The sequence below is a fragment of the Nonomuraea sp. NPDC049152 genome, from assembly GCF_040648355.1.
Classification (GTDB): Bacteria; Actinomycetota; Actinomycetes; order Streptosporangiales; family Streptosporangiaceae; genus Nonomuraea.
This window is the reverse complement of sequence record NZ_JBEZDO010000012.1, coordinates 1-18,552: the sequence shown is the minus strand read 5'-3', so window position 1 is coordinate 18,552 and position 18,552 is coordinate 1. Positions and strand designations below refer to the sequence as shown.

Here is an 18,552-nt window from a genome sequence, read left to right as displayed (position 1 = left end):
GTCGAGAGAAGCGCTACCATGTATCTCCATGTCTGACGGTAGCACTTTCGTTGATCTGGTGACCAGCCTGCGCGCGCTGCTGGCCGGGCTGTCACCCGGCGACCGCCTGCCGACCAGCAGGGAGCTGACCCAGCGGTTCAAGGTCGGCCCTGGCACCGTTTCCAGGGCGATCGCCACGCTGGCCGCCGAAGGGGCCGTGGTCACCCGTCCCGGCAGCGGCACGTACGTGGCCCACCGTTCCGGCAGGGCCGGAGTCGAGCCGCCCGACCTGTCGTGGCAGGCGGTGGCGCTGGCCGGTCGCGACTTCGACACGGCCAACGCCGCCGAGGCCGTCCAGCCCCCTCCCGAGGGCGGGATCGCGATGGCGGGCGGCTACCTGCACGAGACGCTCCAGCCGACCAGGGCGCTGGGCGCCGCGCTCGCGCGGGCGGCGCGCCGCCCCGACGCGTGGCACCGCGCGCCGACGGCCGGGCTCGCGCCGCTGCGCGCGATCTTCGCCAGGCAGGCGGGGGGCGCGGTCAGCCCCGACGACGTGCTGATCACCGGCGGCGGGCAGGGCGCCCTGTCGATGCTGTTCAGGGCGATCGCCGCGCCGGGCAGCCCCGTCCTGATGGAGTCGCCCACCTACCCGGGCGCGCTGGCCGCGGCGAGGGCGGCCGGGCTACGTCCCGTGCCCGTCCCCATGGACGACGAGGGCCTCCGCCCCGACCTGCTGGCCGACGCGTTCGCCATGACGGGAGCCCGCCTGCTGTACTGCCAGCCGACGTTCCACAATCCGACCGGCGCGGTGCTCGCGCCCGCCAGGCGCGGCCAGATCATCGACGTGGCCCGCGCCGCCGGCGCCTTCCTCATCGAGGACGACTTCGCCAGGCACCTCGGCCACAGCAGGCAGGTTCCGCGCGCGCTGGTGGCCGACGACCGCGACGGCACGGTGGTGCACGTCACGTCGCTGACCAAGCCCGCGTCGCCGAGCCTGCGCATCGGCGCGGTGATCGCCAGGGGTCCCGTCATGCGGCGGCTGCAGGGCATGCGGTTCGTCGACGACTTCTTCGTCACCCGCCCTCTGCAGGAGGCGGCCGTCGAGCTGGTCAGCACCCCCGCGTGGGACCGGCACCTGCGGGAGCTGTCGGCGGCGCTGAGGGAGCGCTGCGCGGTGCTCGCCGACGCCCTCGCCCGCGAGGTCCCCGAATGGACACTGACCAGGTTCCCCTCGGGCGGGCTTCACCTGTGGGTCGAGCTCCCGCAGGGGAGCCAGGACTCCGTCATGGCGGACGCGGCCCGCGCCTACGGCGTCGCCGTCAACGCGGGCGGCCGCTACTTCCCCGCCGAGCCGTCAGGTGCCTACCTGCGGCTCGGTTTCGCGGCCGCCGCCGACACCGCCGAACTGGTCGAGGGCGCCCGCCGCCTCGGCGCTGCGGTCCGCGACGGGTCATGAAGGCTCAGCGCGACGGTGCGCGGCGGGTCGTGAAGGCTCGGTGTCGGGGCGCGCGAGGGGTCAGGAAGACAGGAAGAAGGCGCCGATGTCGGCCGCCAGGGTCCCGGGAGCCTGGTGGGCGGCGTAGTGGCCGCCGCCCGGGTACTCCTTCCACGACACGATGCGGCCGTGGTCCCTGCGGGCCAGTGCCCTGATCGAGTGGAAGAAGTCGTCGGCGAACCCGGCCAGGGCGACGGGAACGCCGGTCGGCTCGGCAGGGCGCCGAGCATCGGCGTCCTCGCGGTAGAAGCGCATCGAGGATCCCGCGGTGCCGGTCAGCCAGTAGATCGTGACGTGGGTGAGGACATGGTCGGGGTGGACGGCCCTGCCGAAGAGCTGGGCGTTCCACGCCAGCAGGCCCGCGGGCGAGTCGGCGAGAGCGTGCGCGAGGGTCTGCGGCGTGCTCGACTGGAGCGCCAGGTAGGCGCCCTTCTCGGCCATGAACCCGCGCAGCGACGCCAGCCTGGCGCTGTCGCCCTCGTCGAGCGCTTCGAGCTCGGCCGGATCGCCCGAGGGGACCGAGAAGATCTGGGTGACGTGCACGCCGATGACGTGATCCGGGTCGGCGCGGCCCAGCTCCAGCGAGATGGAAGAGCCGACGTCGTTGCCGACCGCCCCGTACCTGTCGTAGCCGAGGCGGCGCATCAGCTCGGCCCACGCTCTCGCCGTGCGGTACCTGTTCCAGCCGGTGGCGGGGCCGGAGAAGGCGAAGCCCGGGATGGAGGGGATCACCAGATGGAAGTCACGGGTCAGCGGCTCGACCACGTCCAGGTACTCCACGACCGTGCCCGGCCAGCCATGGGTGAGGATCAGCGGTAGGGCGTCCCCGTTCGTCGAGCGCACGTGCAGGAAGTGCACGCTCTGGCCGTCGATGGCGGTGGTGAACTGCGGGAGGGCGTTGAGCCTGGTCTCCCATTCCCGCCAGTCGTAGCCGGTGCGCCAGCGTTCGACCAGCTCGGTGACGTAGTCGACGGGAACGCCGTAGGCCTCGCCCGGCGGCCCTTCGGAGAAGCGGGTACGCGCAAGGCGGTCGGCCAGGTCGTCGAGCGCCGCCTGCGGGATGTCGATCGTGCAGGCGGTGACCTCCTCATCGGGCATCGGGGGCCTCCAGGGTGTCCATGGCCTGCGACAGGGCCTCCAGCGCCTGCCGTACGCGCCGGAACTCGTCGATGCCGAGCCTGTCGGCGAGCACGGTGGCGACCTCGCGCTGACCGGGGGTGATGCGCCGTACGGCGGCCAGCCCGTCGGGGGTGGGTTCGAGGAGTTTGGCGCGGGCGTGGGCGGGGTTGGGCCGGTAGACCGCCATGCCCTTGTCGACCAGCAGGTCGGCGATGCGCTGGACGCTCTGCCTGGTGATGCCCATGGCGCGGGCGATCCCGGCCACGGGCAGCGGCTCGTCGAGCACCGCGCCGAGCACCTGCCACCAGGCCGCGGTCAGCCCGGCCGGCTTGGCCAGGTTCTCGGCCACGTCCAGGAACTGCCCGTTGAGGCGGAACACGGCAAGCGCCACGCCCGCCATCAACTCCCCCGCCTCCGCGGCGTCCTGCCGGCCGCTCACGCCTGCGCCCCCGCGGCGAACTCGGGGTAGGCGGAAGCGTCCTGCTCGCCGAACAGCCGGTACCAGGCGTGGAGGACCTTCGGCTCGTAGACGCCGAGCCTGGCCAGTACCTCCCTGGCGAACTCGACCGGCGCCACGGGGCTCGCGGTGATCAGGTCGCCGTCGGTGACCGCGGGCACGTCCTGGTAGCGGGCGGCCCCGGCGTACCCCGTCGCGGCCAGGTACTCCGGCGCGCTGCTGGTGTGGTCGCGGTCGTCGAGCAGCCCCTCCCTGGCCAGCCCCGCCGTGGCGCCGCAGATGGCCGCCACGGGCACCCCCGCCTCCAGGAACCGCCGCGCCTTGCGGCCGAAGGCGTGGTTGCCCTCCTCCCATGTGTAGGCCCCGGGCAGGATCAGCATCGCGCTGCCCGCCGGGTCGAGGTCGGCCACGGTCAGGTCGGGCAGGACGCGCATCCCACCGGCCGTGGTCACGGGGTCGAGGCTCTCGCCCACCGTCCGCACGTCGTAACGCGCGCCGCGCAGGTGGGCGATGGCGTGGCCCACCTCCCAGTCGGCGAGGGTGTCGTAGACGGCCACGTGCACGATCTCAGTCATGACAGCATTCTGTCATTGAGACAGAATACTGTCAATCTGGACCGAGGGTGAGGAGGTGCACAATCGTCACTTTCTGTAGTACCGTCATTACTTTCTGTAGCAAGATCGGTTTTGTGACGTCGGCGGCCGGCCGGAGTCCCTTGAGACGTGATCCAGCAGGAAGGACGGTGCCGCGTGGGGCAGCGTGCTCGCGATGTGGGGACATCGCAGACGGTTCCGGATCCCGTCGCTCAGGGCCGGAGGCCGGGGAACCTCGCAGGGCGCATCGGCCAGGCAGCCGCCACGCGTGGCCGCCTGGTGATCGCGGTGTGGCTCGTTCTGGCGGCGGTGTCCCTCATCCTGCTGCCGCAGCTGGCGCGGACGCTGAAGCCGCCGACATGGGAGGTGGAGGGGTCCCCTTCGCAGCGTGCCGCGGCCCTGGTGGCGCGGGGCTTTCCCGACCTCGGCGAAGAGCAGGTGGTGATGGCGTTCGCCTCGCCGACGTGGCTCGCCTCGGCGGCGGAGTATCGGCGGACGGTGGCCGCCGCCGTACACGCGCTGGACGCCCGCCCCGAGGTCGCCGCGGTCCGGCCGCTGCCATTGCTGACCGGCCAGGATCCGCGCCACGTCTACATCGGATTCGGCGTCGCCGGTGACGAGGCCAGCCGTCGGCAGCGGGTGGCGGCGCAGGAGGCCGCCGTTCAGAGCGCCGTACGGCGGGCCGCGGGCAGCGCGGTCACGGTCACCCTGGTCGGCACCAGCGCGGTCTACAGGGAGCTCAACCGCGCCGGCCTGGACGATCTGCGACGGGTCGAGATCATCACCATCCCCGTGGCCATGCTGGTGCTTGTCCTCGGACTGGGCGCGGTGGGCGCCGCCGTCGTCCCGTTGCTCATAGCCGCCGCGGCGATGCTGGCCGGCATGGCCGCGCTGGTCGTGGCAGGGGCCATGGTACGGATCGACTCGGCCGTGCTGACCGTGATGGCCACCCTCTGCCTGGGGCTGGGCCTGGACTACACGCTGCTGATCCTGCTGCGCTACCGCCAGGCCCGCGGCGCGGGCGACGGCCCGCGCGTGGCCGTCGTCCAGGCGGTGACCACCGCGGGCACCACCGTGGCCTGGTGCGCCATGGCGATCCTGCTCGCGTGCGCGAGCCTGCTGATCGTCCCGGCTCCCGCCGTCCGAACGCTCGCGCTGGCCGGGATGCTGGGCACCTTCGTCACGATGTCGGCCGCGCTGACCCTGCTGCCCGCCCTGCTGCCGTTCCTGGATCGCCGGCTGAGCTGGGGGAGGCTGCCGTGGCGGCGTACGAGCAGGGCGATGCCGGGCTGGGTCGCCTGGGCGAGGCATCTGATGCGTCATCCCTGGCGATACGCCCTCGGTGTCGCCGCCATCATGCTGCTGGCCGCGGCTCCGGTCACGGACATCCGGCTGGGCATGCACTACGAACGGGCCGCCATCTCCCACACCGACACCGGACGAGGCCTGGCACAGATGGAAGGCGACGGGCTGGCCGGCACGTCGATGCTGGCACTGCCGCGTCCACCGGGCGCCGCGCCGGTGGAAATCGGTGCGCTGGCCGCCGAGCTGCGCGCCGATCCGCGCGTGGCGATGGTCTCGGTCATGGACAACGGCAGGGACCTGACCGTGCTGTCGATCGGTGAACGCCACTCACCGGACAGCGCCGCCTCGGCCGCCTTGCACCAGCGCATCTACGACCTCGCACGGCAGGTGGCGCCGACCGGCCCGCGGCCACTGGTGGCGGGTGCCACGGCGCTGCTGGCCGACCTGACCGCCGAGCTGCGCACGCGCCTGTGGCAGGTGCTCGCGCTGGTCCTGGCCTGCTCGTTCGCCCTGCTGCTCGTGATCTTCCGGAGTGTGCTGATCCCGCTCAAGGCGATCACCATGAACCTGCTGTCCATCGCCGCCGCGTTCGGACTGCTCACGCTGTGCTTTCAGCATGCGAGCACGGCGGGGACCGTCGACGTCGCCCTGCCGCTGCTGGCCTTCACCATCGTGTTCGGCCTGTCCCTGGACTACGAGGTCTTCCTGGCCCACCGGATCGCCGAGCACTATCGCTCCACCGGCGACAACACCGAAGCGGTCGTCGAGGGCATCCGGCACACCGCCCGTCCCATCACCTTGGCCGCCGTCGTTCTGGCCACCACGTTCCTCGGCCTGCTCTTCACCCACCGCCAAGATCACCAGCAGGCAGGGTTCGCCGTCGGCGCCGCCATCATTCTCGACGCGACCCTCATCCGCATGGTCCTGGTTCCGGCGCTCATGCGGCTGTTCGGTGAACGCAACTGGTGGCTGCCAGGGCCGTTGTCCCGGCTCCTGCCACCCCCTGTCCACCGTCCCGCCGCCACCGGCGAACGCCACGTCCCGGAGCCCGGCTACGCCGGGACGGCACACACCTCCTGACGGTCAGGCGGAATCGCGCGTCGCCGTCGCCCGGAGATGGACGCGCCGGATGAAGGGGCGCTCGAAGAAGTGGTAGAAGGCGTAGATGCCGAGCTGGAAGATCATCGCGAAGACGATGCCCTCCAGTGACCTGGACCAGACGGCCCAGCCGTAGGCGTGCAGGTTGCCCACGCTGTACATCGGATTACGCAGGTAGCGGTAGGGGCCGGAGGTCGTCAGCTCGCCGGGGACCGCGCCGCCGAGGAACATGTCCCTGCAGTAGTAGACGTCCAGCCCTGTCGCGTACGCCGCCCAGGTCTTGCACGACAGCCCCACCACCATGAGGATTCCCCCCGCCAGGCAGCTCGCCCAGACCGGGACCACGTCCGGAAGACTGTCACCGAAGGCGTAGATGATGACAGCCTGCGCGAAGCCCTGGTTGAGGAAGAGGACGCCCAGGGCGACCTCGTAGATCGCATAGGCCCGCGCCTCGCCGAACCGCCCGATCAGGCGCCGCCGTCCCGGCCCGCCCAGCACCAGGCTCAGCCCGCCGTAGTAGAGGACCCAGACCGTGGCCGCGTACCAGCAGGCGACGGACGGCGTGACGGCCGGCGGCGCGGCGAGGTAGTACAGCACGACCACGCCGGCGAAGAGGGCGACGCGCGGCACGCGTCCGGCGTGGCGGTCCAGCCGGAGTCCGGACATTCCAAGACTGATGACGGCGAGCCGCCACACCGGCGATGTACGGCTTGCGGAGCTGAGCATGCGGCACCTTCAGCGGGATGTGAGTCGACGACGGCGTGGACCATCAGGACCGGCGGCGCACGACCACGCGGCAGTCGTCGCCCGGGGAGTTGGAGACGGCCTTCCATCTGATCGGCTCATCGCGCGCCCCGGCGGGAGAGAGCGTCACCGAACGGGTGAAGACCTGCAGGAACGTCTTCATCTGCATGAGGGAAAGCTGATCGCCCAGGCAGGTGTGCGAGCCGCCGCCGAACGGCATCCACCCGTAGCCCCCTGGCCGCCTGCCGAGCCAGCGTTCAGGCCGGAAGGCCGTGGGATCGGGGTAGAGACCGGGTTGGTGATGAAGCGCCCGGAGATGGACGATGATCGTCGTGCCCGGCCGCAGCCGGCGACCGCCCAGCTCGAACGGGCGCCTGACCACCCTGCCGACGAACGCGACCGGCGGCCGTACTCGCAGCGTCTCGTATGACACCGCGCGGGCGTAGACGTCCTGGGTTCCCTCGTCGCTCTCGGCGGTCAGCCGGCGCAACGCGTCAGGATGGCGCACCAGTCGTTCGAACGCCCACGCCAAGCCTGTGGCGGTGGTCGTCCGCGCACCGGCGATCAGGCTCATCACCTGGTCACGCAGCACCTGGTCGGTCAGCCGGGCCCCGCGCTCGTCGCGGGCGCGCATCAGCAACCCGAGCAGGTCCTCTCCCTCTTCGCCACGCCGCCGCCGGCGGCCGATCTCGGCATGGATCAGCCGGTCACACGCGTCCTTCGCGCGGTGGTAGGCCGGCCACAGGGCGAGCCCCCCTGCGTGTCGCAGGCCGTACCGGACGGTGATCTCGTAGGAGTCGGCCCGCCGGAACAGCTGCCGGAGCGGCTCATGCCATTCGCCGCGCTGCCGGACCCGGTCGACGCCCATCGTGATCGACAGGACGGCCTCCATCATCGCCGTGTGGAGCAGGGGCCGCAGGGCGAACGGCGTGCCGGTCGGGCACTGGTCGACGACTCGCTGGGCGAGCAGCGCCGTCGTCTCGCACAGGCGGAGCGACGCGTGGTCGCGAAGGGGCGGCAGCATGATCGTGCGGAGCTGACGATGACCCGCGCCATCCAGCCTGCCCAGCCCCTGCGGGCCGATGACGGGCTCCTGCACGCGGTTCGCCTCGGAGGAGTCGATGACGTCGGCGGGAGCCCGGAAGACCTCCCTGACCAGGGCGGGATCCGCCAGCATCACGGCCTTGCCGACGCCGGGGAACCACAGGCCGAACATGCCGCCCGTTCGGCTGAACATGTGGTCGACGACCTGCTCTCCCAGGATGAGGGCGGCAGGCATCACCATGCTGCCCCTCAGTGATTCCCAGATCGGACGTACTGCTCGGCCAGGCACTGGCCCTCCTTGATCGAGGCAGGAACCGCCTCCTGTCATGTGACCGGCGTCGTGACGGAAGCGGCGGCCAGTGGATCCGCGAGCGCGTCGGAGGGCTCCCTGCCCTCCGACCCCCAGCGGTTGATCACGTTCAGGCGGTCGGCGACGACGGCGACGGCCTCCAGGAGCCGGTCGACGTGGGCGTCGGTATGAGCCGCGGTGACGCTGAGGCGGATCAGGGCCTTTCCGCTGGGGACACTCGGCGGGAGCATCGCGTTGGCCATGACCCCCTCGTCGAACAGCTCGGACCAGAAGCGACAGCACAGCAGGGCGTCGCCGACCTGTAGCGGGACGGTCGGGGTGTCCGCAGGGGTCAGGGGAAATCCGATCGCGGCCAGGCCGGAGCGGAGGCGCCGGGCGGCTGCCAGGACCCGCCGGCGGCGTTCCGGCTCGGTGCGGATGATGTCGAGGGCGGCCAGCGCGGCCGCGGTGCACGACGGAGGCAGGGACGCGGAGAACAGGGCCGCCCTGGCGGAGTGGCGCAGGTAGTCGATGACCTGCCGGGGCCCGGCGACGGCGCCGCCGAGAGTGCCGAAGCACTTGGAGAAGGTGAGGGTCTGCACGTCGACCGCCGGCTGCCGCGCGTGGTGCTCGGCGGCGCCGCGCCCGCCGGCGCCCAGCAGGCCCACGTCGTGGGCGCTGTCGAGGATGACGCGGGCGCCGTGCCGGCGGGCGAGCTCGGCGATGCCGGGCAGGTCGCACAGGTCGCCGGTGACCGAGAACATGCCTTCGGTGAGGATGAGCCGCCCGGCCGCCGGATCGACCTCCTCCAGGAGCCGGCCGAGGTGGGAGGTGTCGTTGTGCCGGTAGCGCCGCAGTTGGGCCTGGCCGAGGCGGGTGGCCTCGATGAGGGAGGCGTGGATGTGCCGGTCGGCGAGGAGCACATCGTGCCGGCCGAACAGTGGGCTGAGGGCGAGGTTGGCCTGGAAGCCGGTCGAGACCACCATCGCCGTCTCGTGGCCGAGGAAGTCGGCGAGTTCGCCTTCCAGCGTCCGGTGCAGCGTCAGCGTGCCGTTGAGGATGCGGGACCCGGAGTTGCCGCTGCCCAGCCGGCGCACCGCGTCGACGCCCGCGGCCTTCAGCCGCGCGTCTGTCGACAGAGCCAGGTAGTCGTTGGAACCCGCCATCAGCACGCGGCGGCCGCCTACCACGACCTCACCGTCGTCCAGCCGCTCCTCGATCGGCCGGTGGTAGGGATACAACCCCGAGGCGAGGATGATCTCGAGTTCGCGGGGAGGCCGGCATTTGCTGAAAGCGTCGGTCATGGGGTCTCTCACCCGCCCGCGCTGGAGTAGGACAGCAGTGACACAGCATCCCCCGGATCCGGTTCGTAGCGGCTCGTCCACGAGCTCAGCGGCCAACTCTCCGAAGATCGTAACTCACTGTAATCGCTCATAATGATATTGTGACGACTGCTGATACGGCGCCCAGCGTCGCCGCCCCGCGAGCGGCGGTGTCGCAGGCTCGTAGCGCCCGCCGTCCAGGGCATGTCGGCCGGTTCGCACGACATCCGGCCAGGTAAGTCACCCGACCCGCAAAGGACCCGTGCATGAGCGACGAGGAAATCTTCGTGGAGCTGCGCGCCATCTGCGCGCGGATCCTGTCGGTCGATCCCGCGGTCATCGCGCCCGATCTGGATCTGCGCGATGAGCTGGAGGCCGACAGCCTGGACATGGCAGAGCTGGCCGCGGCGACCGAGGACCGCTTCAAGATCGTCGTGGATCTGGACACCGCCAAGCAGGCGCGCACTCTCGCCGACGTGGTCACCATGGTCCGAGACGGGGGCCACCAGGCCAGGGCCGCCCAGGCCGGCTGATGCTGGAGCGCGGACGAGTCGCCGTCACCGGCATGGGAGTGCGCACCCCGGCCGGTAACGATCTCAAGGCCCTGTGGAGCACCCTGACCGACGGACGTTCCACCGCTCGCACGATCACCTCGTTCGAGGCCGACGGCCTGCCGGTCGACTTCGCGTGCCAGGTCCCCGACTTCGCGGCGTCCGAGTACGTGATGAGCAAGCAGGCCCGCCGGATGGACCGCGCGACGCTGCTGGCCGTGTGCGCCGCGGCTGACGCGCTGGCCGACGCCGGGCAGGTGGAGACTCCGCCCGAGCGCCGCGGGGTCGTCACGGGGACGGCCATGGCCGGCATCGAGACCAGCGAGGCCACGCTCCTCGGACACGACGAACGCGGCCGCGGAAGGCCTACCGTCCTGTACATACCGAAGGTGATGCACAACGCCGCCGCGGCGTTCATCAGCATGCGGCACGGGATCCTGGGCCCGAGCCTGACGGTGGCGACGGCGTGCGCCTCCGGTGGCCACACGATCGGGGAAGGGCTGCGCCTGATCCGCGACGGCTCAGCCGACCTGGTCGTGGCCGGCGGCACGGAGGCGTGCATCTCGCCGACCATTCTGCTCGCCTTCCACAGGTGCGGCGCGCTGTCCCAGCGTGTCGCCGAACCCCAGCGCGCCTCACGCCCCTTCGAGGCCGACCGCGATGGGTTCGTGCTGGCCGAAGGCGCGGCCTTCCTCGTGCTGGAAAGGCTCGAACACGCTGTACGGCGCGGCGCCCGCGTGTACGCGGAGCTCGCCGGTTACGGCCGAACCTCCGACGGTCACCACCTGACGGCGCCCGACCCGGACGGAGAGGGCGCCGAACGATGCATGCGCCAGGCGCTGGCCGACGCGCGACTGTCGCCCCGCGAGGTCGTACACGTCAACGCCCACGGGACCGGCACCCAGCTCAACGACGTGACCGAGGCGCAGGTGATCGCCCGGCTGTTCGGTCCCGGCGAAGTCCCTGTCACCTCGACCAAGAGCGTCATGGGCCACGCGATCGGCGCCGCGGGAGCGATCGAGGCCGTCGTCAGCGTGCTGACGCTGCACGAGCTCGTGATGCATCCCACCATCAACCTCGACGTCCAGGACCCGCGCTGTGAGATCGACGTGGTGCGTGCCCCTCGCCCCGTCTCGCCCGGCGCCGTGCAGTCCAACTCCTTCGCCTTCGGGGGCCACAATGCCAGCCTCGTCTTCACCCCTTCCTGCTCCTGAACCCTCGCTCCGGCCGACGGCCGCTGAGGGCGGAGGGCGGGGCGCGGCGCTCCCCGGCTCGCGGCGATCGCCTGGCCAGGATGAGGTGACGGCCGAGCCCGTTCGCACTCGCCGCCGGCTCGGACAGTTCATCGAGTTTCCATACCGGCTGCATCGCGGCGACCCGCGTTTTGTGCCGCCGCTGCGCGGCGACTGCCGGCGCCTGCTCGACCGGCGGCGCAATCCGTTCTTCGCCTACGGCGAGGCCGGCCTGTTCACGGTCCGCAGGAACGGTCGCGTCGCGGGCCGGATCGCCGCCGTGCACAATCCGCGCCACAACCAGGCCCACCAGGCGCGCGACGGCTTCTTCGGCCAGTTCGAATGTCTCGACGACCACGCCGTCGCCCGCGCGCTGCTCGACGCCGCCACAGGGTGGCTGCGCGAGCGCGGGCTCGACACCATGCTCGGACCGGTGAACTTCACCACCAACGACGAGTGCGGCCTGCTGGTGGACGGCTTCGACGCCCCGCCACGGGTGATGATGCCTTACAACCCGGCCTACTATCCTGCTCTGCTGGAAGGCTACGGCCTGACCAAGGCCAAGGACCTGTGGGCGTGGGAACGCGGCGGGCATCCCCTCGACGACCGGCTCCTGCGCATCACGGAGCGGATCCGGCTGCGGCACCGGCTCACCGTCCGGCAACTCGACATGAACGACTTCGACGGCGAGACAGCCCGGATCAAGCGCGTCTACGACAGCGCGTGGCAGCACAACTGGGGTTTCACCCCGATGACCGACGCGGAGTTCGCCGACCTCGCCAGCCGCGTACGCGAGATCGTCGATCCGAGGCTCATTCACCTGGCCGAGGTGGACGGTGAGCCGGTCGGCGTCGTCGTGGTGCTGCCCGACATCAACCAGGCTCTTCCCGCCGCGCGTGGCCGGCTGTGCCGCTTCGGGCTGCCGATCGGGTTGGCACGCCTGGCACTGGCGGCTCGCCGCATCGACCGGACCCGCGGCATCCTGTGGGGCGTCGTGCGGCGCCTGCAGGGCTGCGGCATCGAAACGCTGCTGTTCGCCCGCGCCTACGAGGCGATAGTGGCCGGCGGCTACCACGGCGGCATGGAGCTCGGCTGGACGCTGGAGGACAACCAGGCGGTCAACCGGTACCTGGCGGCCGTCGACTGCGTCCGATCCAAGACATACCGCATCTACCGGTACGAACTGTGACGCGCAAGCCACTCCGCTACCTGCTCACCGGGGCCACCGGCTTCGTCGGCGGCAACCTGACCCGCATGATCCTGGCTCGTGGTGACGCGATCACCGCGCTGGCCCGCCCTTCGGCACGCGCGCACGCACTGCGCGAACTGGGCGTCGAGGTGGTCCACGGGGATCTGGCAAGCGGGCGGGGCGTTCGCGAGGCGGTCCACGGAGCCGATCGGGTGATCCACCTGGCCGCCGTGGTCAAGGCACGCACCCCGGCGGAGTACTGGGCGACCAACCGCGACGGCACCGCGCACCTGGCGGGCGCCCTGGCCGTACTGCCGAACCCACCGAGGCTGGTGCTCTGCTCCTCGCTGGCGGCCGCCGGTCCCTCATCGGGCACGCCGGTACCCGTGTCCCACTACGGCGCCAGCAAGCTGGCCGGAGAGAAGGTCGTTCGCGGCCTCGCCCACCGGGTGCCGTCGGTCATCCTGCGTCCCGGAATCGTCTACGGCCCCGGCGAGCCCGCGCTGGTGCCCGCGCTCCTGCCGATGATCCGGCTCGGCGTGGCGCTGAAGGCCGGGCTCGGCCCCCGCCGCTACTGCATGGTCTACGTCGACGATCTGTGCACCACCCTGCTCGCCGCGGCCGAGCGTGGCCGCACGCTCCATCCCGACGATCCCACCGCGGGCCTGTATCCCATCAGCGACGGCATCACCTATCACTGGCGTGACATCTGCGCCGCCCTGGCCCGCGCCGCGGGGCGCCGCGCCCCTGTCGTGCTGCCCGTCCCGATGCTCCTCATGGACGTCGCCGCCTCCCTGGCCGAATGCGCCGGGCGGATCCGCCGGACGGCACCCTCCCTCAACCGGGACAAGGTCCGCGAGATGCGCTGCGCCGCCTGGACCTGCACCCCCGAGCGTGCCGTCCGTGAACTGGGCTTCACACCCACCACGTCGCTCGATCGGGGACTCGCGGCCGCTCTGGCCGCGGGGAGCCGTCACCCGAGCGTCTGATCGGCTTTCACCCGATCGGGTCCTGGAACGGCACGGCTCTCGAAGGCTCCTCTCGCGCCGAGCCGGCGAGTGATGACATGGGCGGCCAGAGCCACCAGCAATCCGGCGACCGCGTCGGAGGCGTAGTGATACCAGTCGTACACCACGGCGATCGTCAATCCGGTGGTGAGAACGCACAGAACGAGGTGGACGCGGTGCGAGGCGAACCTGCCCAGGCACAGCAGAGTGATCCAGGCGCCGGCCACGTGCGGTGAGGGGAAGTACGCGCCCGGCGGATCGAAAGCGGCCATGATGCGGTCCTGCAGGGCGGTGATCACGTATCCGGACGGCCTGCCGGAGGCGAACTGGTCCGGCAACGACAGGGCCGGTCCGGCCAGTGGGACGAACATGAATCCCAGGTAGCAGATCAAAAGGGCGAGTAGTGCGGCGAACAGATAGCGCTCCCCGAGCGCCCGATGGCCACGAATGTACAGAAATATCGGGATCAGGAAGCATCCATAGAAGGAGAAGTAGCAGAATGTCAGCAGTTCGGTCAGCAGCGGGGAACCGATGGCCGCTACGGCGACATTGGGGTGGGCCCCGAACAGCCACAGCTCCCACGCGTTCACGGCCTCGTCGAGAAACCGGCCGTGCAAGGCGAGAATCGTACGCGCGGCCGCGGCATACATGAAGGGCAGCGCCAGGAGCGGATAGGCGAACCGGAGCAGCGCCACGCGGCCGTTTCCGGGGAAGCGCCACTCGCTCCACACCACGACCAGCAGGAGCAGGGCGAACAACCCACATCCGGCGAGCAGCCCCTGCCGGTCGGTCACCGGCCCTGCCGACACCGACCCAAGAGTCGCCATAATCCCGAAATAGCCCAGCAATAGCAGCTCGACCGGCCGTATTCTCACAATTGCCCCCGATTCGGGCTTATCTGCTGCCGCAGCGGGCAGTGCACATTACTGTCGATCACATTAGTCAAAGAGAGGCCGGATCGAGCATGTCTGACATTCGGCGCTTCTCAGGCCTGATGCGCGCCGGATAATCAGCACGCTGTCCAGAATGGCATTCACCGTCGCTTCAGCCGCGAAACTAATATGGCGGTTGTGAACGATGATCCTTCGAGCGGTGTGGCGTCACGCCACGCACCATGGCCACACGATGCGGTGCCCCTCACCTTCGGTGATCATTACCAGCTGTGCCTCGGGGCCGGCATGGCCGACGACTCCCGCCTGCACGTCGGTGGCGGCGCCCGGATGGCGGGACCCCCGCCCGCACCGGAGGAACTGCACGAACTCATCGCCGTAAAGGTCACGCGGGCGCCCGTCCTCACCTACCGGCTGACCGGCGCGGGACGGCGCGCCCGCTGGGCCCCCGACCCCGCGTTCGACCCTGTCCACCACGTGGAATACCACCGGGTACCGCGCGGCCTGAGCCCCCATCAGGCGGCCGTCGAGGCCATGGCCTCCCGGCCGCTGTCCCGCGAGCGGCCGCTGTGGAGCCTGATGGTGCTGCACGGCTACGCCGACGACGAACACCTTCTGTGCTACCGCGCTCACCACGCCTTCCAGGACGGCGTGGCGGGCCTGAGCGCGATCAGGGCCTTGACGGGCGACGAGACACTACCGCCCCCCGCCCCCGATCCCGGTGCCGCGTCCGGGCTCCCGAAGGGTGCGGCGGCGCGCGGGCTGCTGGCCGATCTGGTCCAGCTGACCGGCACCCCGCCGCGCTGGCACGTCTCCTGCGCCACGAGCACGCCCGGCCGCCGGTTGCATGTCGTCGACCTGGACATCGCGCCGTTCCACGACATCGCTCGCGACACGGGCGCCAGCATCGCGCAGATCGGCATCGCCCTCGTCGCCGGCGCCCTGCGAGCATGGAGTCCGCGGGCCTGGCCGCCCTCGCACCGCCGCCCCAGGAAGATGGTGGTCGCCCTGCCGGTCAGCTTGAGGGGTCGTCGGCATCACTCGGCGCTGGGAAACCACGTGGCCTTCCTGCCCGTCGCCCTGCCCTGCGCCGAGCCGTCGCCGGTCGGCCGGCTGCGGCGGGTCGTCGAGCAGACGACCGTCGACAGGATCATCCGGCTGCGACGTGCCGCCCGAGAGATGTACCGGATACCCGCGGGGCCCGCGCGGACGGTTCTCCAGCTGGCACTGCCCTTCTTCCTGAGAGGCCCGGGCAGGCGGCTCGACGTCAGCGTGGTGCGCCGGACCCAGGAGTTCCCTTCAGGCCGTGACATGTTCACCCTTCCTCCCCTGGCCCCGGGGTCCGCCGGCATGATCGCGATTCTGCACGGCGACAGCGCGGTGTCGTTCTCAGGGGTGTTCGACACCAGCGTGTCCCACTCCGAACGACTCGTCGCCCTCCTGCGGCAGGCCCTCGCCGAACTGGAGGCCGACGTCCGGAATCACTTCCCCGCCGGACCCGCCGGAGGAGGGGCACGGCGGGGCTCGCCCGGCCTCCACTGACATCGGGGCATGCGGTGCGGCGATGGTCGCCGGACGCGGAGAACCCGCCGGCGTCGTGCCGCGGGAGCCGGCGGACATGAAGATCGCGGCGGGTCGGCGAGGTCCGGTGCTTCAGGGGCGGGCCGCGGCGTACAGGATGTCGCGCATGCCGGGCAGCGACTCCTGGTCTTCCCGCCAGACCAGGCGCAGGCTGAGATCCGGGAGCGGGAGGTCGAGCTGGATCAGGGCGCCGGAGCGGAGGCTGTCGGCGACCGCGAACCGGGGTAGCAGCGAGATCCCGAGTCCGTGCTCGGCCCATGCGCGCATCACCGGGACGCCTCCGGCTTTGATCCGTTGCGGACCGGAGCCGAGGATCCTGTAACCGGCCATCCAGAACGAGCACTCGGGGACGTTGACCAGGAGCCGCTCGCCCTTGAGGTCATCGGGAGTCAGCGCGGCTCGGGCGGCGAGCGGGTGGGTCGGCGCTGATACCAGTGCGAGAGGCACCGGGTCGAGGTCGACGAAGGTGAGCGGTTCGGCGGGAGCGGGGAAGCCGAGCCCGCCGACGTCGTCGCCGGAGTCCAGCAGCAGGGCGGCTTCGAGTCGTCCCCCGATCACGTCGGCGAGGAGTCCGTCGCGGGCGCGTTCGGAGTGGATCTCGACCTCGATGTCGGGCCGGCGCGCGGCGAATCGGGCGAGGACCCGGGGCACGTAGGACCCTGCGAGGGTCTCCAGCGCGCCGAGCCGCAGCAGCCGCCGTTCGCCTCTGACATCGCGGGTGGCCCGCTCGGCCTGGTCGAGCAGGGACCGCGCCCATCCCCGCAGCCGCTGTCCTGCGGGGGTGAGCTCCATTCCCTTGGGTCCGCGCACGAACAGGGCCACCCCGAGCGTCGCCTCGAGCGTCCGGATCTGCTGGGAGACCGACGAGGGGGCGAGGTCGAGCGCGACGGCGGCCTCGGTCACGGTCCGGTGCCGGACGACCGCCTCGAAGGTCCTGAGCTGGCGTAGCTCCACGCGCAGACGAACGACGCCGAGCGTTCGGAAATTCCGAACGGAACGTGCGGCTGTGGCGGTGGAGCCGCAGGCCTGCCGGAACGCACAGTGGGTCGCGTCCTCCCAGCCTTCTCCTCGGGAGCCGTCTCACATGACCCTCGTGAATTCACCCACGCCGGTGTCGGCGAACCTCCGTCCAGGGGGGCGTGCCCGCGCGCTGGCGGGCATCTCGCTGGGCTACTTCATGGTGCTGCTGGACATGACCGTGCTGTCGGTCGCCGAACCCGATCTGGCGTCGTCGCTGCACACCTCCATGGCCGGGCTGCAGTGGGCGACCACCGGCTACACCGTGGCCTTCGCCGCGCTGCTGCTGTCGGCCGGGGCGGCGGCCGACCGCTTCGGCGCCGAGCGGCTCTTCAGGGCCGGGATCGGGATCTTCACCCTCGCGTCCCTGCTCAGTGCGTTCGCGCCGGGGCTGTGGGCCCTGGTCCTCCTCCGCGCGGTTCTGGGGGTCGCCGCCGCGGCGTGCGTGCCCGCCTCGATGGCGATGATCGCCCAGCTCTACCCGGAGCAGGAAGTTCGGGCGCGCGCGGTCTCGGCATGGGCCGCGATCAGCGGTGCGGCCGTCGCGGCGGGCCCGATCGCGGGCGGCGCTCTGGTCGGCGCGGCAGGATGGCGGTCGGTCTTCCTGGTCAACGTGCCCATCGGCCTGGCGGTGCTGACGCTGACGCTGGGCCGGGCGGTGGCCTGCCCGCGTGGTGAACGCCGGATCGACTGGCCCGCCCAGGTGGCGGCCGCCACGGTGCTGGCCCTCTTCACGGACGCGCTGATCGCCGCCGGTTCGCAGGCATGGGCCCACACCGCGTGGTCGTCCATGGGGCTCGGAGTGTCGGTGCTGGCGTTCCTGGGCCTGGAACGGCGCAGCCAGGCGCCGGTCCTGAACCGGGCCCTGCTGAGGTCGGGCCGGGTGCGGGCCGGGCTGCTGGCCGCCGCGGCGGTGAACTTCGCGTTGGCCGGAGGCCTGTTCGTGCTGCCGCTGCTGTTGCAGCGGGAGTGGCACCTGGGCCCGCTGCAGACCGGGCTGGCGTTCCTTCCGCTGACGGTTCCCTTCGCCGCCAATCCGCTGTTCACGGGCAGGATCGTGGCACGGGTGGGTCCTCGCCGTCCGATCCTGGCCGGTCTGGCGCTGCTGTCCGCCGGAGGCGCCGTGCCGGCCGGCGCGATCTTCGCCGACGGCGGTTATCCGTGGCTCGCGCTGGGCCTCCTGATGACCGGCTTCGGCGTGTCCTACGCCCTGCCTGCCCTGGTCGCGGCCATGGTCAGCGTCGCCCCCTTGGGGACGGCCGGTGCGGTGGGCGGCCTGCTCAACGCCGTACGCCAGATCGGAGCCACTGTCGGCGTCGCCGTCATGGGCGCCGCCGTCGCCGCGGGCACCGCATGGGCCCTGCTGCTGTCGGCCACGGTCTGCACCGTCGCCTGGTTCGTGTTCGCTCTCGCACGCCGCGAGTAGAACGCCGGATGACCCCGGCGACCGGAGCCACCTCCAGGCATGGGCTACGACCACCAGACGGTCCAGCCGCGGGTCCGCCGCCGATGTGCGATCATCCCTGACGGCCAGGCCCACGCTTGTCAGCACTCGATGACGTTGACCGCCAAACCACCCCGCGACGTCTCCTTGTACTTGTCCAACATGTCCCGACCCGTATCCCGCATCGTCTTGATCG

General features: G+C 71.3%; 16 protein-coding genes. 8 read left to right on the top strand and 8 right to left on the bottom strand.

What is annotated here, in order from left to right; translation table 11 throughout:
* The first annotated feature begins 28 nt into the window (after positions 1 to 28).
* On the top strand, positions 29 to 1,435 hold the full coding sequence (locus AB0B45_RS22405; RefSeq protein WP_358133409.1) for a PLP-dependent aminotransferase family protein: 1,407 nt from the start codon (positions 29 to 31) through the stop codon (positions 1,433 to 1,435).
* A gap of 60 nt (positions 1,436 to 1,495) precedes the next feature.
* Here the strand turns inward: AB0B45_RS22405 and AB0B45_RS22400 are convergent, their stop codons facing one another.
* From AB0B45_RS22400 to AB0B45_RS22390, 3 genes are read right to left on the bottom strand one after another with little or no spacing between them, the layout of a single operon-like run.
* Positions 1,496 to 2,572 carry an epoxide hydrolase family protein gene (locus AB0B45_RS22400; protein ID WP_358133406.1) on the bottom strand — a complete coding sequence of 359 codons (1,077 nt, stop codon included), beginning with the start codon at positions 2,570 to 2,572 and terminating at the stop codon, positions 1,496 to 1,498.
* Complete coding sequence (locus tag AB0B45_RS22395) at positions 2,562 to 3,032, bottom strand: helix-turn-helix domain-containing protein (protein ID WP_358133403.1); 471 nt, start codon at positions 3,030 to 3,032, stop codon at positions 2,562 to 2,564. Before AB0B45_RS22395 ends, AB0B45_RS22400 begins: the two co-directional genes overlap by 11 nt.
* Positions 3,029 to 3,625, bottom strand: coding sequence for a DJ-1/PfpI family protein (locus tag AB0B45_RS22390; RefSeq protein ID WP_358133400.1), 597 nt, complete (start codon positions 3,623 to 3,625; stop codon positions 3,029 to 3,031). Before AB0B45_RS22390 ends, AB0B45_RS22395 begins: the two co-directional genes overlap by 4 nt.
* A 306-nt stretch (positions 3,626 to 3,931) precedes the next feature.
* Here AB0B45_RS22390 and AB0B45_RS22385 point away from each other — a divergent pair, with 306 nt between their 5' ends.
* Positions 3,932 to 6,028 (top strand): MMPL family transporter, encoded by a 2,097-nt coding sequence (locus AB0B45_RS22385; protein WP_358133398.1) that lies wholly within the window; start codon positions 3,932 to 3,934, stop codon positions 6,026 to 6,028.
* A gap of 3 nt (positions 6,029 to 6,031) precedes the next feature.
* Here AB0B45_RS22385 and AB0B45_RS22380 read toward each other — a convergent pair whose 3' ends face one another.
* The 3 genes from AB0B45_RS22380 to AB0B45_RS22370 form a co-directional block, all read right to left on the bottom strand.
* Positions 6,032 to 6,772, bottom strand: coding sequence for a PEMT/PEM2 methyltransferase family protein (locus tag AB0B45_RS22380; protein WP_358133396.1), 741 nt, complete (start codon positions 6,770 to 6,772; stop codon positions 6,032 to 6,034).
* A gap of 43 nt (positions 6,773 to 6,815) precedes the next feature.
* Complete coding sequence (locus AB0B45_RS22375; RefSeq protein ID WP_358133393.1) at positions 6,816 to 8,075, bottom strand: cytochrome P450; 1,260 nt, start codon at positions 8,073 to 8,075, stop codon at positions 6,816 to 6,818.
* Between the two features lie 83 nt (positions 8,076 to 8,158).
* Positions 8,159 to 9,427 carry an aminotransferase class I/II-fold pyridoxal phosphate-dependent enzyme gene (locus AB0B45_RS22370; RefSeq protein ID WP_358133390.1) on the bottom strand — a complete coding sequence of 423 codons (1,269 nt, stop codon included), beginning with the start codon at positions 9,425 to 9,427 and terminating at the stop codon, positions 8,159 to 8,161.
* 284 nt (positions 9,428 to 9,711) lie between these two features.
* On the opposite strand from AB0B45_RS22370, the gene AB0B45_RS22365 reads away from it, so the two are divergent.
* The 4 genes from AB0B45_RS22365 to AB0B45_RS22350 all read left to right on the top strand — a co-directional run bounded on the left by AB0B45_RS22365 (position 9,712) and on the right by AB0B45_RS22350 (position 13,406).
* The gene (locus AB0B45_RS22365; protein ID WP_358133388.1) at positions 9,712 to 9,978 is read left to right on the top strand and encodes an acyl carrier protein; all 267 of its coding nucleotides are present in this window, start codon (positions 9,712 to 9,714) and stop codon (positions 9,976 to 9,978) included.
* Positions 9,978 to 11,210 carry a beta-ketoacyl-[acyl-carrier-protein] synthase family protein gene (locus AB0B45_RS22360; RefSeq protein ID WP_358133385.1) on the top strand — a complete coding sequence of 411 codons (1,233 nt, stop codon included), beginning with the start codon at positions 9,978 to 9,980 and terminating at the stop codon, positions 11,208 to 11,210. The genes AB0B45_RS22365 and AB0B45_RS22360 overlap by 1 nt, the downstream gene beginning before the upstream one ends.
* 85 nt (positions 11,211 to 11,295) lie before the next feature.
* Positions 11,296 to 12,417 carry a hypothetical protein gene (locus AB0B45_RS22355; RefSeq protein WP_358133382.1) on the top strand — a complete coding sequence of 374 codons (1,122 nt, stop codon included), beginning with the start codon at positions 11,296 to 11,298 and terminating at the stop codon, positions 12,415 to 12,417.
* Positions 12,414 to 13,406: an NAD-dependent epimerase/dehydratase family protein gene (locus AB0B45_RS22350; RefSeq protein WP_358133380.1), complete on the top strand. Its 993-nt coding sequence runs from the start codon at positions 12,414 to 12,416 to the stop codon at positions 13,404 to 13,406. Before AB0B45_RS22355 ends, AB0B45_RS22350 begins: the two co-directional genes overlap by 4 nt.
* Here the strand turns inward: AB0B45_RS22350 and AB0B45_RS22345 are convergent.
* Positions 13,391 to 14,251 carry a phosphatase PAP2 family protein gene (locus AB0B45_RS22345; protein WP_358133377.1) on the bottom strand — a complete coding sequence of 287 codons (861 nt, stop codon included), beginning with the start codon at positions 14,249 to 14,251 and terminating at the stop codon, positions 13,391 to 13,393. The genes AB0B45_RS22350 and AB0B45_RS22345 overlap by 16 nt on opposite strands.
* Before the next feature lie 303 nt (positions 14,252 to 14,554).
* On the opposite strand from AB0B45_RS22345, the gene AB0B45_RS22340 reads away from it, so the two are divergent.
* The gene (locus AB0B45_RS22340; RefSeq protein WP_358133375.1) at positions 14,555 to 15,856 is read left to right on the top strand and encodes a wax ester/triacylglycerol synthase domain-containing protein; all 1,302 of its coding nucleotides are present in this window, start codon (positions 14,555 to 14,557) and stop codon (positions 15,854 to 15,856) included.
* Between the two features lie 111 nt (positions 15,857 to 15,967).
* Here AB0B45_RS22340 and AB0B45_RS22335 read toward each other — a convergent pair whose 3' ends face one another.
* Positions 15,968 to 16,849, bottom strand: a complete 882-nt coding sequence (locus AB0B45_RS22335) for a LysR family transcriptional regulator (protein ID WP_358133372.1) — start codon at positions 16,847 to 16,849, stop codon at positions 15,968 to 15,970.
* A gap of 130 nt (positions 16,850 to 16,979) precedes the next feature.
* Between AB0B45_RS22335 and AB0B45_RS22330 the strand changes: the two genes are divergently transcribed.
* Positions 16,980 to 18,338: an MFS transporter gene (locus tag AB0B45_RS22330; protein WP_358133370.1), complete on the top strand. Its 1,359-nt coding sequence runs from the start codon at positions 16,980 to 16,982 to the stop codon at positions 18,336 to 18,338.
* Positions 18,339 to 18,552 lie beyond the last annotated feature (214 nt).